This is a genomic window from Pseudoalteromonas sp. T1lg88 (assembly GCF_002964765.1).
Lineage (GTDB): Bacteria > Pseudomonadota > Gammaproteobacteria > Enterobacterales > Alteromonadaceae > Pseudoalteromonas.
Genome location: NZ_PQCF01000026.1, coordinates 39,296 through 54,712 on the forward strand (window position 1 = coordinate 39,296; position 15,417 = coordinate 54,712).

Annotated in this window: 11 protein-coding genes and 5 tRNA genes; 11 read left to right on the forward strand and 5 right to left on the reverse strand. The window is 50.1% G+C overall.

The features are described 5' to 3' along the window. Nucleotides 1-150 precede the first annotated feature (150 nt). The 5 genes from C2M34_RS08080 (at nt 151) to C2M34_RS08100 (ending at nt 732) form a co-directional block, all read left to right on the forward strand. Nucleotides 151-235, forward strand: a tRNA-Leu gene (locus C2M34_RS08080). Between the two features lie 37 nt (nt 236-272). Then, nucleotides 273-347 (forward strand) — tRNA-Gln (locus C2M34_RS08085). A gap of 84 nt (nt 348-431) precedes the next feature. Then, nucleotides 432-516: transfer RNA gene (locus C2M34_RS08090), tRNA-Leu, on the forward strand. 38 nt (nt 517-554) lie between these two features. Further along, a tRNA-Gln gene (locus C2M34_RS08095) sits at nt 555-629 on the forward strand. Nucleotides 630-647: 18 nt separating this feature from the next. Next, nucleotides 648-732, forward strand: a tRNA-Leu gene (locus C2M34_RS08100). Nucleotides 733-897: 165 nt separating this feature from the next. Here the strand turns inward: C2M34_RS08100 and C2M34_RS08105 are convergent. Next, nucleotides 898-2,061, reverse strand: a complete 1,164-nt coding sequence (locus C2M34_RS08105; RefSeq protein ID WP_105200658.1) for an FAD-dependent oxidoreductase — start codon at nt 2,059-2,061, stop codon at nt 898-900. Between the two features lie 267 nt (nt 2,062-2,328). Between C2M34_RS08105 and miaB the strand changes: the two genes are divergently transcribed. Genes miaB through lnt form a run of 5 tightly spaced genes read left to right on the forward strand, consistent with a single transcriptional unit; the run spans nt 2,329 to nt 7,775 of the window. Beyond that, nucleotides 2,329-3,765 (forward strand): tRNA (N6-isopentenyl adenosine(37)-C2)-methylthiotransferase MiaB, encoded by a 1,437-nt coding sequence (gene miaB, locus C2M34_RS08110; protein WP_105213645.1) that lies wholly within the window; start codon nt 2,329-2,331, stop codon nt 3,763-3,765. 53 nt (nt 3,766-3,818) lie between these two features. Further along, the gene (locus tag C2M34_RS08115) at nt 3,819-4,850 is read left to right on the forward strand and encodes a PhoH family protein (RefSeq protein WP_105258596.1); all 1,032 of its coding nucleotides are present in this window, start codon (nt 3,819-3,821) and stop codon (nt 4,848-4,850) included. After that, nucleotides 4,847-5,308, forward strand: coding sequence for an rRNA maturation RNase YbeY (gene ybeY / locus C2M34_RS08120; protein WP_105258505.1), 462 nt, complete (start codon nt 4,847-4,849; stop codon nt 5,306-5,308). Before C2M34_RS08115 ends, ybeY begins: the two co-directional genes overlap by 4 nt. Nucleotides 5,309-5,368: 60 nt before the next feature. Next, nucleotides 5,369-6,250: a CNNM family magnesium/cobalt transport protein CorC gene (corC, locus tag C2M34_RS08125; protein ID WP_105200661.1), complete on the forward strand. Its 882-nt coding sequence runs from the start codon at nt 5,369-5,371 to the stop codon at nt 6,248-6,250. After that, on the forward strand, nt 6,225-7,775 hold the full coding sequence (lnt, locus tag C2M34_RS08130) for an apolipoprotein N-acyltransferase (protein WP_105258597.1): 1,551 nt from the start codon (nt 6,225-6,227) through the stop codon (nt 7,773-7,775). The genes corC and lnt overlap by 26 nt, the downstream gene beginning before the upstream one ends. Before the next feature lie 29 nt (nt 7,776-7,804). Here lnt and C2M34_RS08135 read toward each other — a convergent pair whose 3' ends face one another. From C2M34_RS08135 to C2M34_RS08150, 4 genes are all read right to left on the reverse strand, one after another. Next, nucleotides 7,805-9,049: an amidohydrolase gene (locus C2M34_RS08135; protein ID WP_442792783.1), complete on the reverse strand. Its 1,245-nt coding sequence runs from the start codon at nt 9,047-9,049 to the stop codon at nt 7,805-7,807. A 221-nt stretch (nt 9,050-9,270) separates the two neighbouring features. Beyond that, nucleotides 9,271-9,744, reverse strand: coding sequence for an FKBP-type peptidyl-prolyl cis-trans isomerase (locus C2M34_RS08140; RefSeq protein WP_105258507.1), 474 nt, complete (start codon nt 9,742-9,744; stop codon nt 9,271-9,273). Beyond that, complete coding sequence (locus tag C2M34_RS08145; RefSeq protein WP_105200664.1) at nt 9,737-12,145, reverse strand: Lon protease family protein; 2,409 nt, start codon at nt 12,143-12,145, stop codon at nt 9,737-9,739. Before C2M34_RS08145 ends, C2M34_RS08140 begins: the two co-directional genes overlap by 8 nt. Nucleotides 12,146-12,208: 63 nt before the next feature. Then, a complete protein-coding gene (locus C2M34_RS08150; RefSeq protein WP_105200665.1) occupies nt 12,209-12,667 on the reverse strand; it encodes a zinc ribbon-containing protein in 459 nt (152 codons plus the stop codon). A gap of 166 nt (nt 12,668-12,833) precedes the next feature. Between C2M34_RS08150 and leuS the strand changes: the two genes are divergently transcribed. Beyond that, the gene (gene leuS, locus C2M34_RS08155; RefSeq protein ID WP_105258508.1) at nt 12,834-15,416 is read left to right on the forward strand and encodes a leucine--tRNA ligase; all 2,583 of its coding nucleotides are present in this window, start codon (nt 12,834-12,836) and stop codon (nt 15,414-15,416) included. Nucleotide 15,417 lies beyond the last annotated feature (1 nt).

The following is a 15,417-nucleotide window of genomic DNA, read 5'->3' on the forward strand; positions in this document are numbered from 1 at the left end:
TTATCATCTTAATACATGCAAATGAGACGTTGGACTTAGCTTCCATAATAAATTTGGATGTAAATAATACATTGCGATAGTACGGAATTGGCAGTTGTCTTGATTAAGACGCTGGATTTAGGTTCCATATCATAATGTAAGTAATACATTGCGGGAGTGGCGGAATTGGTAGACGCGCTGGATTTAGGTTCCAGTATCTTCGGATGTGTGAGTTCAAGTCTCACCTTCCGCACCATGTTCTTGATAAGAACTAAAACTATCGACCCTTTAGTTGGAGTATCGCCAAGCGGTAAGGCAGCGGGTTTTGATCCCGCCATTCCCAGGTTCAAATCCTGGTACTCCAGCCAACTTTCTGAAGTTGCGGAATTGTCAGATGTCTTGTATTAGACGCTGGATTTAGGTTCCAACAACACTGAAGACAGTACCACGTTGCGGGAGTGGCGGAATTGGTAGACGCGCTGGATTTAGGTTCCAGTATCTTCGGATGTGTGAGTTCAAGTCTCACCTTCCGCACCATGTTCTTGATGAGAACTAAAACCATCAAACTCTATTGCTGGAGTATCGCCAAGCGGTAAGGCAGCGGGTTTTGATCCCGCCATTCCCAGGTTCAAATCCTGGTACTCCAGCCATCTCTTCTTGAGATAAATGCGGGAGTGGCGGAATTGGTAGACGCGCTGGATTTAGGTTCCAGTATCTTCGGATGTGTGAGTTCAAGTCTCACCTTCCGCACCATGTATTAACCTTCTTAGTTATCCTTCAAAAATATCAATCCTGATTCTTAATCATTTAAACACCCTTAAACTTCTTTCTATCCATTCGTTATATACCTGATTTTTTATGGCATAAAAAAAGCCGCCCTATTGAGCAGCTTAGATAGATTTGCAGTCACTTTTACAATTAAGTAATGCCGCCCATGGCGTGTTTCAAGACCTGTTGTTTCAGCGGACCAGCCTTGTTCGCTGCTGTCAAAGCCAAATTACGCAAATATTTAAGTGGCGATACGCTGTTCGAGAAACCAAAATAACAGGCATCCATCATACTCATCATCAGCAGATTGTCCGTGCGGCGCGTGCGCTGATAATGCGCCAGAGCGTCCGCTAAGGTCGCGCTGGTATCAGCTAACGCCTTAGCAAGTGCATCCACATCTTTAAAACCAAGATTAACTCCTTGTCCCGCCAAAGGATTAATGGTGTGGGCAGCATCACCAATGAGTGCGACGCGTGAGCCGATATAGGTATTTGCATGCTGACGGGCTAATGGGAACACGGCGGCGGCTTCTACCTCAAAGTCACCGGGAAGAGTAAAAAAGTGCGCTTCAATCTGTTTCTTTAACGCCGATTTATCCAGCTGTTGCAGTTGCTTAAGCTTGGCGCCTTGGTCATACCAAATAAGATTGGCATAGGGATATTGCATGGGTAGAAAAGCAATGGGGCCACTGGGTTTAAATTGTTGCCAGGTTTTCGTTTGTTGTGGGGCGTCCAGTTTTATCAGTATGCCCATACAATGTTGCTGATACTGCCAGCCGGTCACACCAATTCCTGCTAATTGACGAATACGAGAGCGGCCACCGTCGGCGGCAATAATCAGATCACAATGAAACTGCTCGTGTTCATAGATAAGAGTCGCTCCTTGAGACGTTTGCAGCAATTGCTGAGCTTGTCCCTCGGGTGAGCATACCTTGATGTCGTATTGGTCGAACTGGGCCCACAGGGCTGCTTGTAGAAGCTTGTTCTCGACCAGATGTCCTAAGTGGCTGGCGCCAAGTTCCTGGCAGTCGAAAAGCAGCTGCTCGGGCTTATCTTCGTACGCCTCCAATTGGGTGTACTGGGCAATACGGTTTTGACGCAAAGCCGGCATGGCCCCTAACTCGTCCAACAGCTGCTCGGAAAAGCGGTTAATAGCGGATACGCGAATATCAACCTGATCGCTTTGTAGAACCGCCTGCGGGTCTATTACCTGCTGCTCGATAACGCATACCTGCATGCCCTGCTTGGCCAGCTTGATGGCACAGGCTGCGCCCACCATACCGCCACCGACAATCAGCACCTGTTTTACACTCATTGGCCTTGTCTCTTATTCTTGTTTCGCTGGCGCAATTGTAACCCAGTTCTTTAGGCAAATGGCAGTTGTTGACATCAAGATGTCAAGCATCTTTGATTTACTGCACCCCGGCGCGGCAAATATCAAAACTATACTTGGCTCATAGCGCGATAGCATATAAAATACGCGTCCTTTAGGCTAAGCTAAGTCAATGACCACAGGTCCAGAGTATTAACTTGGCCTAGTCGTGCATAGTCAGTACCGGATTGAAAACGAGGCAATATTTCAATGAGCAAAAAGCTGCATATTAAAACCTGGGGTTGTCAGATGAATGAATATGACTCCCAGAAAATGGCGGATCTTCTAGATGATACCAATGGTTATCAACTGACCGAAGAGGCCGAAGATGCGGACGTGATTTTGCTTAACACCTGCTCTATCCGTGAAAAAGCACAAGAGAAAGTATTCCACCAGTTAGGCCGCTGGAAGCCGTTAAAAGATAAAAACCCGGACCTGGTTATCGGTGTGGGTGGCTGTGTTGCTTCACAAGAGGGCGACACCATTCGCCAACGCGCGCCTTTCGTTGATATCGTATTTGGCCCGCAAACCTTGCACCGCCTGCCGGAAATGATCCAGCAAGTACAAGCCAAAGAAGGCTCGGTCGTTGATATTACCTTCCCGGAAATCGAGAAATTTGACCGTTTACCTGAGCCGAAAGCGGAAGGCCCGAGCGCTTTCGTATCAATTATGGAAGGCTGCTCTAAATACTGTACCTTCTGCGTGGTGCCTTACACCCGAGGTGAAGAAGTAAGTCGCCCTCTTGATGATGTGTTGCTTGAAGTGGCTCAGTTGGCCGAGCAAGGCGTGCGTGAAGTAAACCTGCTTGGTCAAAACGTAAATGCCTACCGTGGTGCTACCCATGACGGTGAGATTTGCTATTTCTCAGATCTACTGCGCTATGTCGCCGCCATCGATGGTATCGACCGTATTCGTTACACCACATCGCACCCGGTTGAATTTACGCAAGACATAGTCGATGCCTATGCCGATATACCAGAGTTAGTTGATCACTTACACTTGCCAGTGCAAAGCGGCTCAGATCGCATTCTTAATCTGATGAAACGCGGCCACATGGCGATGGAATACAAGTCGACTATTCGTGCCCTGCGCAAGGTGCGCCCGAATATCAGCATGAGCTCTGACTTTATTATCGGCTTCCCAGGTGAAACCACCGAAGACTTTGAAGCAACAATGAAGCTTATCAATGACATCGGTTTCGACATGAGCTTTAGCTTTATCTACAGCGCCCGTCCGGGTACGCCGGCGGCCGATTTACCGGATGACGTAAGCGAAGACGAGAAAAAGCAACGCCTTTACATTTTACAAGATCGCATTAACCAAATGGCTCAAAAGATCAGCCGTGATATGTTTGGTACCGAGCAGCGTATTTTGGTTGAAGGTCCTTCGAAGAAGAACCCGATGGAACTGCGCGGCCGTACCGAGAACAACCGTGTGGTAAACTTTGAAGGTCCACACTCGGTGATCGGTCAATTTGTGGATGTACGTATTACCGAAGCGCTGCCAAACTCACTACGTGGTGAACTTATCCGTACCGAAGCAGATATGAATCTGCGTCGTGACGTGGCCCCAAGCGATATTCTCGCCAAGGCACCAAGCGAAGAGCAAACCAATGAGATTGGCGTGGGTACCTTTACCCCTAATTAATAAAAATAATGCGCTGTGGCCAAGGCCACGGCGCCAATCAACAGGAAGCAACTTTGAGTAACCAGCTGAAGAACATCGATATTTATTTAGAACCGTCCGATAACACCCGCCTTTCTTCTTTATGCGGTCCTTTTGACGAGAACATAAAACACATCGAGCGTCGTCTGGGAGTTGAAATTGCGCACCGCGAAAACCTCTTTAAAATAACCGGCAAACCACATACGGCAAAGGCTGCAGGCGAGATCATCAAAAGCCTGTACCTTGAAACTGCACCGGTCAAAGGCAAGCAAAAAGAAATCGAGCCCGAGCATGTGCATCTGGCCATTATTGAAGCCGATGTGCTGGAGCAAGAAGCGCCGAGCGTCTGGGGTAAAGAAGTCTTTATTAAAACCCGCCGAGGCGTGGTTAAGCCCCGTAACCCGAATCAAAGCCAATATGTGGCCAACATTCTGAACCATGACATATGTTTTGGTATTGGCCCTGCCGGTACGGGTAAAACCTATCTGGCCGTTGCAGCTGCCGTTGATGCCCTGGAGCGCCAGGAAATCCGTCGTATTTTGCTTACCCGCCCTGCGGTAGAAGCGGGTGAAAAACTGGGCTTCTTACCGGGTGATTTAACTCAGAAAATAGATCCCTATTTGCGCCCGCTTTACGATGCCTTGTTTGAGATGCTGGGCTTTGAAAAGGTTGAGCGCTTAATTGAGAAAAATGTCATTGAGGTTGCACCACTTGCCTATATGCGTGGCCGTACCTTGAACGACGCCTTTATTATTCTCGATGAAAGCCAGAACACCACGGTGGAGCAAATGAAGATGTTCCTGACCCGTATCGGCTTTAACTCTAAGGCGGTGATCACAGGTGATATCACCCAGGTCGACTTACCTCGTGGCGCCCGCTCAGGCCTACGCCATGCCATTGAAGTCTTGGGTGAGGTTGATGAAATAAGCATGAACTTCTTCCAATCTCATGATGTTGTTCGCCACCCAGTGGTAGCGCGCATCGTTGAGGCCTATGAGCATCACGAAGAAGCAGAGCGCGTTAAGCGACTGCAAAAAGAACAAGCCAAAAAAGAGTCTGACCAATGAGCACCACAGTCGATCTGCAAATAGCCTGTGAGTTTGATAACTTACCAAGCGAGGCCCAGTTTCAGCGCTGGGCGGCACTGGTACTGGATGAGCTGAAGCCCGACTCAGAGGTCACCATTCGCATTGCCGACGAGCATGAAAGCCAAAGTCTGAATCACAGCTACCGCGGTAAAGACAAGCCGACCAATGTCTTATCCTTTGAATTTGACGCCCCGGCCGGAATCGAATTACCCTTGGTGGGTGATTTGATTATTTGCCCGCAAGTGGTATATGGTGAAGCCTTGGAACAACATAAGGCATTTCATGACCACTTTGCCCACATGGTGGTACACGGGTGCTTGCATTTACTTGGCTATGACCATATAAATGAGGCCGATGCCGAGATTATGGAAGCGTTGGAAAAACGTTTGCTGGCCAGCATCAATATTAGCGACCCATACAGGGATGATGAGTGTTAATCCCAATAGTGAGCTAGGTCTCATTATCGGAATTAATTCAACTTGGAGCGCATAAAGCTAATGAGCGACGAAAACTCGCATAGTAGAGAGGGTTCTTCTGGAAAATCCTGGTTAGATCGTATCAGCCAGATGTTTCAAGGAGAGCCCCAAAATAAGGAACAGCTGGCAGAAGTGATCTCAGATGCCCAGGAGCGCGATCTGATCGATCCTGAAACCAAGGAAATGATTGAAGGTGTTTTGGGTGTCTCTGAACTCAAAGTACGAGATATCATGATCCCCCGCTCGCAAATGATCACCCTGGATGTCGATAAACCCTTGTTCGACCAATTACCGCAGATGATCGAGTCGTCACACTCGCGTTTTCCTGTGGTCTGTGAGGACAAAGATCATATTGAAGGGATCTTGCTGGCGAAGGATTTACTTCCTCTGCTGATGGATAAGGAAGCCGATCTTCCTACCTTACGCGAAGTATTACGCCCGATTGTGATTGTTCCCGAAAGCAAGCGTGTTGACACCCTGCTTAACGAGTTCCGTCAGCAACGCTACCATATGGCCATAGTCATTGATGAATATGGTGGTGTATCCGGCCTGGTAACCATTGAAGACATTTTGGAAATTATCGTCGGCGAAATCGAAGATGAGCACGATGATGAGGAAGAAAATCTGCAAATTAAGCAAATTTCCAAGCATGTTTTTTCAGTGCAAGCCCTCACTCCTATCGATGAATTTAACGATAAATTCAACACAGATTTCAATACCAACGAAGCCGATACCATAGGTGGTATTGTTCTTCATGCCTTTGGCCATATGCCTGGGCGCGGTGAAATCATCGACATCCCTCCCTTGCAGTTTAAGGTAACAAGCTCCGACAGCCGTCGTATTTTGCAACTGCAAGTGACTTTGCCAAAATCGAATGATGGCGAAGACTCTGACGCGGCTTAAGGGCGCACTAAGGGATAGTAAAACCTGGCTGGCCTTCGTGGCCGGCCTTGTTTTAACCCTGGCCTATGCCCCATTTTCAATTTGGCCCATCGCCTTTCTCAGCATCGCAGTGCTGAGCTGGTGCAGCTATCAACAAACGCCCAAAAAAGCAGCCTGGTACGGTTTTGCCTTTGGCCTCGGCTGGTTTGGCGCCGGAGTTAGCTGGGTTCATGTTTCCATTGCCGAGTTCGGCGGCTTACCCATTATCGCCTCCTTGGCGGTCATGGCCCTATTGGTGTGCTATCTGGCCCTGTTTCCCGCTCTGGCGCTGGCGATTACCGGCTGGTGTTACCGTCGCAGCGGCAGCTGGTTTGCCCCTCTAATCCTTAGTTTCGCGTTCGCTGAGTGGCTACGCGGCACACTGTTAACCGGTTTTCCCTGGCTCTCCCTGGGTTATACGCAAACCGACTCACCGCTTAATATTCTTGCCCCCCTGGTCGGTGAGTTTGGTCTCGCCTGTGTCGTATTGGCACTGGGTTACAGCCTGTTTCGCTTAGTCTTGAACCGTGCCTGGCAACCCCTGGTTGGTACTTGTGCCCTGGTGGCTATAATAGCGCTTAGTGCATACTTTGCCCCGGCTAATCAGTATGCCAACAAGCATCTTTCGGTGGCTCTGGTGCAGGGCAATATCAAACAAAGCATGCGCTGGGAGCCAGAAAACTTCTGGCCAACCATGCTCAAATACCAGGATATGACCCGCACTCACTGGCAGGCGGATCTGGTGGTCTGGCCCGAGGCGGCCGTGCCCGAACTGGAGTCCCTGGCCGGCAACTTCCTGCGCTCTTTGGATAAGGCCGCGGTCTTTAACGACAGCGCCCTTATCACCGGCATAGTGGATTACCAGTATGACACCCGCAAGGCCTACAACACGCTTGTGGTTATGGGTAAACAAGAGGCCGACAGCAGTGAGGGTCAATATACTTACCTGCATAGAAATCGCTATCGCAAGCACCAGCTTTTGCCCATAGGCGAGTTCGTGCCTTTTGAGGATCTCCTGCGCCCCATAGCGCCGCTGTTCGACTTGCCCATGTCGAGCTTTAGCCGTGGAGAGCGAGTGCAGAATAACCTGCTCGCCAACGGCTATCATATTTTGCCGGCAATCTGCTATGAAATAGTCTTTCCCGATTTAGTGCGCGCCAACTATCGCAGTGACTCGGATATTCTCTTTACCGTCAGCAACGACGCCTGGTTTGGCGACTCCCACGGCCCCCATCAGCATATGCAAATATCACGTATGCGGGCACTGGAGCTAATGCGTCCCCTGGTTCGCGTTACCAACACAGGGGTCACTGGAGTGTATGATCCGCTGTCACAAAAGCAGGTGAGCCTGCCTCAGTTTGTTGATGATGTATTACTTACCGATGTACAGCTTATCGACGGCGACAGCTTCTACGCCCGCCAAGGTACATGGCCGGTGTGGCTGCTGTTGATTGGCTTTGCCCTGGTTAGTATGGGCATTACTTACCGAAGTAAAAAAGGCGCTTAATAGCGCCTTTTCACTTTCCTATTTCAGTATCACTTATCCAGGTAATCAAACACCAGATTAGTGAGGGCCTTCACGCCTAGCGGCAGCCCCTGCTCATCAATATAGAAGTGTGGCGAATGGTTGCTTGGCGCCGTTTCTGCGTTTTGCTCGGCTGGAGTGATCCCTAAGAAAAAGAACATTCCCGGCGTTTCTAGGGCGTAGTAGGAAAAGTCCTCGGCACCTGTGATCAGGTCGGTAATAATGACATTATCCTTACCCGCCGCTTGCTCCAGGGTAGGCATCATCTTCGCCGTGAGTTCGGGGTTATTCACAGTCACCGGATAGCCATGGTCTATATGCACCTCGGCCTTGGCACCTGCGGCTTGCGCAGTCAATTCGGCAGTATGTTGTAAGCGTTTTTTAATGTCGGCGCGCATATCCTGATCAAAGGTGCGAATGGTGCCGACCATTTCCACCTCATCGGGAATAATGTTATTGCGCACACCACCTTTAATGGCACCGTAGGAAATAACCGAAGGTGCCTTGGTCACATCTACCTGACGTGACGCTATGGTTTGAGTGGCCATAATAATCTGACTGGAGGCCACGATTGGATCTATGCCATTCCACGGCCTCGAACCATGGGTTTGACGGCCACTGACCTTGATACTAAAGGCATCCGAGCTGGCCATCAGCGGCCCAGAGCGCAACCCTATCTGACCGCTGTTAAGAGATGATGTTACATGCAGGCCGAATACCGCCTCGGGCTTTTGCGCAAACAAACCTTCTTTCAACATTAACTCGGCACCACCCTCCTCGCCTTGAGGCGCCCCTTCTTCGGCGGGTTGAAAGATCAAGAGTACATCGCCGGCAAGTTCATCCTTTAAGGCCACCAGCGACTGTGCCACCGCCATTAAGATGGCGACGTGAGCGTCATGGCCACAGGCATGCATTACACCCACGTCTTCACCACGGTAAGTGGCTGTTTGCTTTGAGGCAAAGGGCAAGTCCACCTGCTCGGTCACCGGCAGAGCATCCATATCGGCGCGCAGCGCTATCAAGGGACCACTTTTACCACCCTTAATTTTTGCCACTACCCCGGTGTGGGCGACGCCCGTTTGTACCTCTAGGCCTAAACTTTCGAGATGTTCGGCGACATATTTGGCGGTTGCAAATTCGCGGTTACTGAGCTCCGGGTATTGATGTAAGTGACGGCGCCACTCGATCAGCTTGTCTCCTACCTCGGCATTGACGGTATCGATTTGCGCCGCTAATGAAGCGGCATAGGTGTGCATACTTAGGCCAGTGACGGCACTAAAGAGCAGAGCCTGACATAAAGGTTTACCTAGTTTCATTGTTTCATCCCCTGTTGATTGCTTTGGGCTGCTGGCTCTGTGAACGGCACAGCTTCACTAAAACTAGGCTATCAAGGCGGGGAACAAAAGTGCAATGCGACAAAAGGCAGGTATAAAAAACCACCGCAGGGGCGGTGGTTTTTTTATTGATTAGTACTGATTTAAGCTAGGCGCAGTAGCTCAACCTCAAAAATTAACGCACTGGCAGGCTCAATGATCCCCACGCGACGGTCGCCATAGGCGAGGTGGGCGGGGATGTACAAGGTCGCCTTATCGCCCACACGCATCTGTTGCAGCCCTAGCTGCCAGCCCTTGATCACCTGATTCAATTTAAAATCTAAAGGCTTGTCACGCTTATAGGAGCTGTCAAACTCACGACCATCTAGCAAGGTGCCACGATAGTGCACACAAACCTTGGATGTTGGCTCTGGCTGTACTCCCTCATCGCTGCGACTCTGCCACAGGATTTGCACCCCGCTTGGCAGCTCTTCCAGCCCTTCCTGATCTTTGTTTTTGGCAAAGAAATCGGCTTCCTTCTGCTTGTTGAGGGCCGCAACCTTACGGTTGCGCAGGTGCCCGCGTATGGTCAAGACCAGTAATACAAGAATAATGGCCGAAAGAATAAGATTAAGCATCGTCTTCATCCTCCCCACCGACTATGGCGGCAATTTCCCGCAGTCGGGTCATGGCCAGGTCGTGAATACTGCCCTTGGTATAGGCACCATCTTTTAGCTCGCCGCATTCCTTGCCTGTAAGCAGGCTTAGCGCTTCATCGACATTGGCCACAGGGTAAATATGAAAACGTCCCTGCTCCACGGCATCGATCACGTCCTGGTTTAATACCAGATTCAAGCAGTTCGATTTAGGAATGATCACCCCCTGCTCACCACTTAAGCCGCGCATCTGACAAAGCTTGAAGAAACCTTCAATCTTCTCATTCACACCGCCTATGGCCTGCACCTCACCGCGCTGGTTAATCGAGCCGGTCATAGCGATGCCCTGGTCAATGGGCACTCGGGTAATACTCGATACCAGGGCACACAATTCCGCCAAAGACGCGCTGTCACCATCGATATAGCCGTAGCTTTGCTCGATGGCAATATTGGCGCTCAGGGTCAGGCTGAAATCCTGGGCATACTTGCTACCCAAATAACCTGTCAACAGCATCACCCCTTTAGAGTGAATCGCCTTACCCAGCTCGGCCTCACGTTCGATATCGATAACACCATCACTGCCGGCATAGACGGAAGCACTGATGCGCGCCGGGGTACCAAATGAGGTATCGCCCACATGCAACACGGTAAGACCATTGACCATACCCACCGCCTTGTCCTCGGTGGCAATCAAAATATGACCTTCGCGGATATCGCTGAGCATATGTTCGCTCATTTGCCCGGTGCGATACTCCTTGCCGGCCAGGGCCTCATGTACATGAGTGGCGTGGATCTGCTCGCTGCGGTCCTGACGGGCGTAATAGCTGGCCTCTGCCACCAACTCCATCACATCGGCAAAACGCGCCGAGAGTTTTTGCTGATGTTCGGCCTGACGGTGGCTAAAACGCAGCAAAAGTGACATGGCATCGCAATTCACCTCGGTTTTTAAGGTCTCGCGGCAATATTCCTGCACCTTGGTAATAAACTGATACTGGTATTTGTCCGTGCCCGGCAGGTAGAAATCAAAGTCCGCCAGCACCCTAAAGTGCTCGGCAAACTCTTCATCGTATTCGTTAAGTGCGTAGTAGAGGTCGCGAGAGCCCAACAAAAGCACTTTTACATCCAGGGGAATAAGCTGGGGGCGCAGGGTAAAGCTGCTGCCCACAGAGCTGTCCTGATAGGGCAAATCATTTTTGATCTGGTGGGTTTTTAAACTCAGCTTTAAGCCATCCCACACCTGGGCATTGGCCATCACCTTCTCGGCATCCATAATCAGATAGCCGCCGTTGGCACGGTGCAAGGCGCCGGGCTGAATACTGCGGTAACTGGTCACCAAAGAGCCTTGCGAGGTAGAATATTCAATCTTGCCAAAAAGATTACCAAAGGTCGGATTCGGCTCGTAAATTACCGGTGCTGCATCGTGCTCCTTGTAGGGCACCAAAAGGTTAGGAGCAAAGAATTCGGTAAGCATTTCCTTGCGGTCATACTCCTCCTCGCTCTTGTCATTGCTCTGCTCTTCATCTAGCCATTCCAGTACTGTATCCACCAGCTCCGAGCGCAGGTCTTTTAGATAGCGTAATACGCCGATATGGGTGGCGTATTTGTGCTCCAATTCACGCAGTAACGGCTTAATGGCCGCCTCTGCGGTGGCCTTTTTCAGCTTACGCAGCGCTTCGCTCGACTCACGTTTCCATTTCGGCAGCTCGATCAGGGCATCGATTAAGGCATCTTCGAGCTCAGTAATGGCGTTGATAAAGCGCTCCTGAGTGTGCTCGTCCAGGGCGCTGAATTGCTCATCACTTAAACGTTGATTGTTCACTATGGGCACAAAGCCAACGTTGTTTTGATCTTCAATCAGCTCCACGCTGTGTTCATTGGCCAGCTCTTCTACATGGGCCAGCGCATCTTCGTATTTGTCTTCAAATTCGCGGTCGATTGACTTTTTCTTACGCTGATAGCCAGGGTTGTCAAAGGCAGCAGGAAAGGTATCGAGAATTTCCTCAAGCACGGCGTCAATATCGTCCACCAGAACCTGCCCTTCACCCGGGTTCATCAAGATAGCAATAGGCTCACGGTGATCCTGATAGTTGTTTACGTACAACCATTCTCTGGGGGTTTCCCTGTCCTTGGCATACTGTTGCAGCTTGTGTTGCACCAGGGTGTAACGACCCAGAGCCGGCTCGCCCATCACATACGCATTGTAACCCGGCAAGTGCATACCCAAGGCAAAATCAAGGGCACTGTCGGCACGCTTTTGGCCGATAAAAGGCAGCTCTTCGGGGTAAGGATGAGTGAGACAAGTACGAATATGATTTTCGGAAATTTGCGGCGCAAGAGCGCAAGCACTTAAGGTGCTGACCACGCCTGATGTTTTATGTTTCATACAACACGTCTTTTGCTGGGCCCATAGCCGGGCCCTTGTTATTTTCAACGCCGCTAAAATTGGCTATGGCTGCAGCGCCTGACGATTAAAGTGAATGCCGCCGCACTCGGTGCAGGGCAGAATTTCACTGGGGTGGTAAACATCTACCTTAGAATGGCAATTTTGGCACACTAAGGTGCCCATGGCTATCCATTCTCCGCTATGATAAACCCCTTTATGTTTAAAGTCTTGGCTCAACGCCTGCCACTCCAACTGGGACTTGTCTTCGATATGGGATAACTCAAACCAGAGGCTCTCCTTAAGCTCCTGCCAGGCCAATGAGTTGTAATAGTTCTCGTGCTCGATAAGGTGGTCTATATCCCGAGCCAAATAACGCTTATATTCTTCGTACTTATCCTTGCTTAAATCCTTTAGCGCCTGCTTAGACTCTAAAAAGGTGGCCACCATATCTTTGACTTCATGGTCGTTAACATCCTTTAGCCAATCGCTAAATTCGGATAACCATTGTCGATAATCTGCCATATTAACTCCTTGCATAATTTTTACCCCTACTAGTTAACTATAGCCTGCCTGCCCACAATTCAATAATGGCGACAAAAAAGCCTGTCCCTTGCTGTGATTAACCATAGATTTGGGGTATGCTATCGGGCAAATTTGTCATCATTTTGCAAGAAGTCTGGAAGAGTAGATGCAAGAGCAATATAACCCGCAGGAAATTGAAGCGAAAGCCCAGTCATACTGGGAAGAAAACAAGGTATTTAAAGCCACAGAAGACGACTCGAAAGAGAAGTTTTACTGTCTCTCCATGTTCCCCTACCCCAGTGGTCGACTGCACATGGGTCACGTGCGCAACTACACCATTGGTGATGTAGTTTCTCGCTTCCAGCGCCTGCAAGGTAAAAACGTAATGCAGCCTATGGGTTGGGATGCTTTTGGTCTACCTGCTGAAAACGCCGCGATTAAAAACAACACGGCGCCGGCTAACTGGACCTATCAAAATATCGATTACATGCGCAACCAGCTAAAACTGCTTGGTTTTGGTTATGACTGGGATCGTGAAATCGCGACTTGTCACCCTGGATACTACAAGTGGGAACAGTGGTTCTTCACTAAGCTTTACGAAAAAGGCTTGGTATACAAGAAGATGTCAACAGTTAACTGGGATCCGGTAGACCAAACCGTACTTGCCAACGAGCAGGTTATCGACGGTAAAGGTTGGCGTTCAGGCGCGGTGGTTGAGCAAAAAGAAATTCCGCAGTGGTTTATTAAGATCACCGACTATGCACAAGAGTTGCTGGATGACTTAGACAAGCTAGAGCACTGGCCTGAGCAGGTACGCACCATGCAGCGTAACTGGATTGGCCGCTCAGAAGGCGTAGATATCACCTTTAAACGTGCCGATGGCCAGGGTGAATTCAGTGTCTACACTACCCGTCCTGATACCTTTATGGGCGTGAGCTATGTGGCCGTGGCCGCAGCGCACCCGATTGCCCAGGAAGCAGCGGCAGCCAATGCCGAGGTAGCAGCCTTCGTTGAAGAATGTAAAAACACCAAGGTGGCCGAAGCCGATGTTGCCACCATGGAGAAAAAGGGTATTGCCACAGGTTTGTACGCCATCCACCCATTAACGGGTCAGGAAGTGCCAATCTGGATCGCCAACTTCGTATTGATGGATTACGGTTCAGGCGCAGTTATGGCCGTACCGGCACACGATCAGCGCGACTTTGAATTTGCAACGGCTTACGGCCTTGATATCAAACAGGTTATCGCAGCAAACGAAGGCGATGAGTGTGACCTTTCAAAAGCCGCCTACACGGAAAAAGGCACGCTGGTTAATTCTGGCGAGTTCGATGGCCTGGATTTTGATGGCGCCTTCAATGCCATCGCCGACAAGCTAACCGCGCTTGGCGTGGGTGAGCGCAAGGTTAACTTCCGCCTACGTGACTGGGGTGTAAGCCGTCAGCGTTACTGGGGCTCACCAATTCCTATGTTGAACACAGAAGATGGCTCTGAGCTGGCCGCGCCTGAAGACATGCTGCCGGTGCGTCTGCCAGAAGACGTAGTCATGGACGGTGTAACTTCGCCGATCAAATCAGATCCAGAGTGGGCCAAGGCTACCATTAACGGCGAAACCGTGTTCCACGAAACAGATACCTTCGATACCTTTATGGAGTCGTCTTGGTACTATGCCCGCTACTGTAGCCCGCGCTACGATGAAGGCATGTTAGAGCCGGGTGCAGCCAACTACTGGCTACCGGTAAACCAATACATTGGCGGTATCGAGCACGCGATCTTGCACCTATTATATGCGCGCTTCTTCCACAAGCTATTGCGTGACTTTGGTCTGGTTAATTCTGACGAGCCGTTCGAGCGCCTTCTGTGTCAAGGCATGGTACTTGCTGAAACCTACTTCCGTAAGGATGAAAAAGGCGGCGATATCTGGATTTCACCCACTGACGTTGAAACCGAAAAAGACGACAAGGGCCGCATCATCAAGGCATGGCACAAAGACGACGGCCAGCCGGTAGAAAGCGCCGGTATGAGCAAGATGTCGAAGTCGAAAAATAACGGTATCGACCCGCAGCATGTTATCGATCAATACGGTGCCGATACCGTGCGCTTGTTTATGATGTTCACTGCGCCACCAGAGCAAACCCTAGAATGGTCAGACTCGGGCGTAGAAGGTGCGCACCGCTTCATTAAGCGTGTTTACAAATATGCGCTAGATGTGAAAAAAGCCGGCTTTGTAGCGTTAGATGTTGCTTCGCTCTCGAAAGAGCAAAAAGAACTGCGTCGTGAACTGCACAAGGCGATCGCCAAGATCACCGACGACCTAGAGCGCCGTCAAACCTTCAACACCGCCATTGCCGCCGTGATGGAGCTGTCTAACAAGCTGATCAAGGCACCATTAGCGGATGAAGGTGACAAAGCGGTGGCCAACGAAGCCCTAGAAGCCATGTTGATCATGCTTGCGCCTATCACCCCGCACTTGTCGCACCAGCTATGGCAAGACTTGGGCAAAGAAGGCGATGTGCTTGACGCTACTTGGCCGGTTGCCGATGAATCGGCTATGGTTGAAAGTGAAAAGCTGGTCGTGGTCCAGATCAATGGTAAGGTACGTGCGAAACTGACTCTTGCGGCGGATGCCGATCAAGAAGCGGTAGAGCAAGCTGCTTTTGCCGATGCCAATGTACAGAAATTCACCGAAGGCCTGACTGTGCGTAAAGTGATTTATATTAAAGGCAAAGTGCTTAACGTGGTGGCGAACTAAG

Bases quoted from the DNA above. Each gene is read 5' to 3' on its own strand.
- C2M34_RS08105 (WP_105200658.1), bottom strand. From the start codon at position 2,061: ATGAGTGTAAAACAGGTGCTGATTGTCGGTGGCGGTATGGTGGGCGCA.
- miaB (WP_105213645.1), top strand. From the start codon at position 2,329: ATGAGCAAAAAGCTGCATATTAAAACCTGGGGTTGTCAGATGAATGAA.
- ybeY (WP_105258505.1), top strand. From the start codon at position 4,847: ATGAGCACCACAGTCGATCTGCAAATAGCCTGTGAGTTTGATAACTTA.
- corC (WP_105200661.1), top strand. From the start codon at position 5,369: ATGAGCGACGAAAACTCGCATAGTAGAGAGGGTTCTTCTGGAAAATCC.
- lnt (WP_105258597.1), top strand. From the start codon at position 6,225: ATGGCGAAGACTCTGACGCGGCTTAAGGGCGCACTAAGGGATAGTAAA.
- C2M34_RS08135 (WP_442792783.1), bottom strand. From the start codon at position 9,049: ATGCACACCTATGCCGCTTCATTAGCGGCGCAAATCGATACCGTCAAT.
- C2M34_RS08140 (WP_105258507.1), bottom strand. From the start codon at position 9,744: ATGCTTAATCTTATTCTTTCGGCCATTATTCTTGTATTACTGGTCTTG.
- C2M34_RS08145 (WP_105200664.1), bottom strand. From the start codon at position 12,145: ATGAAACATAAAACATCAGGCGTGGTCAGCACCTTAAGTGCTTGCGCT.
- C2M34_RS08150 (WP_105200665.1), bottom strand. From the start codon at position 12,667: ATGGCAGATTATCGACAATGGTTATCCGAATTTAGCGATTGGCTAAAG.
- leuS (WP_105258508.1), top strand. From the start codon at position 12,834: ATGCAAGAGCAATATAACCCGCAGGAAATTGAAGCGAAAGCCCAGTCA.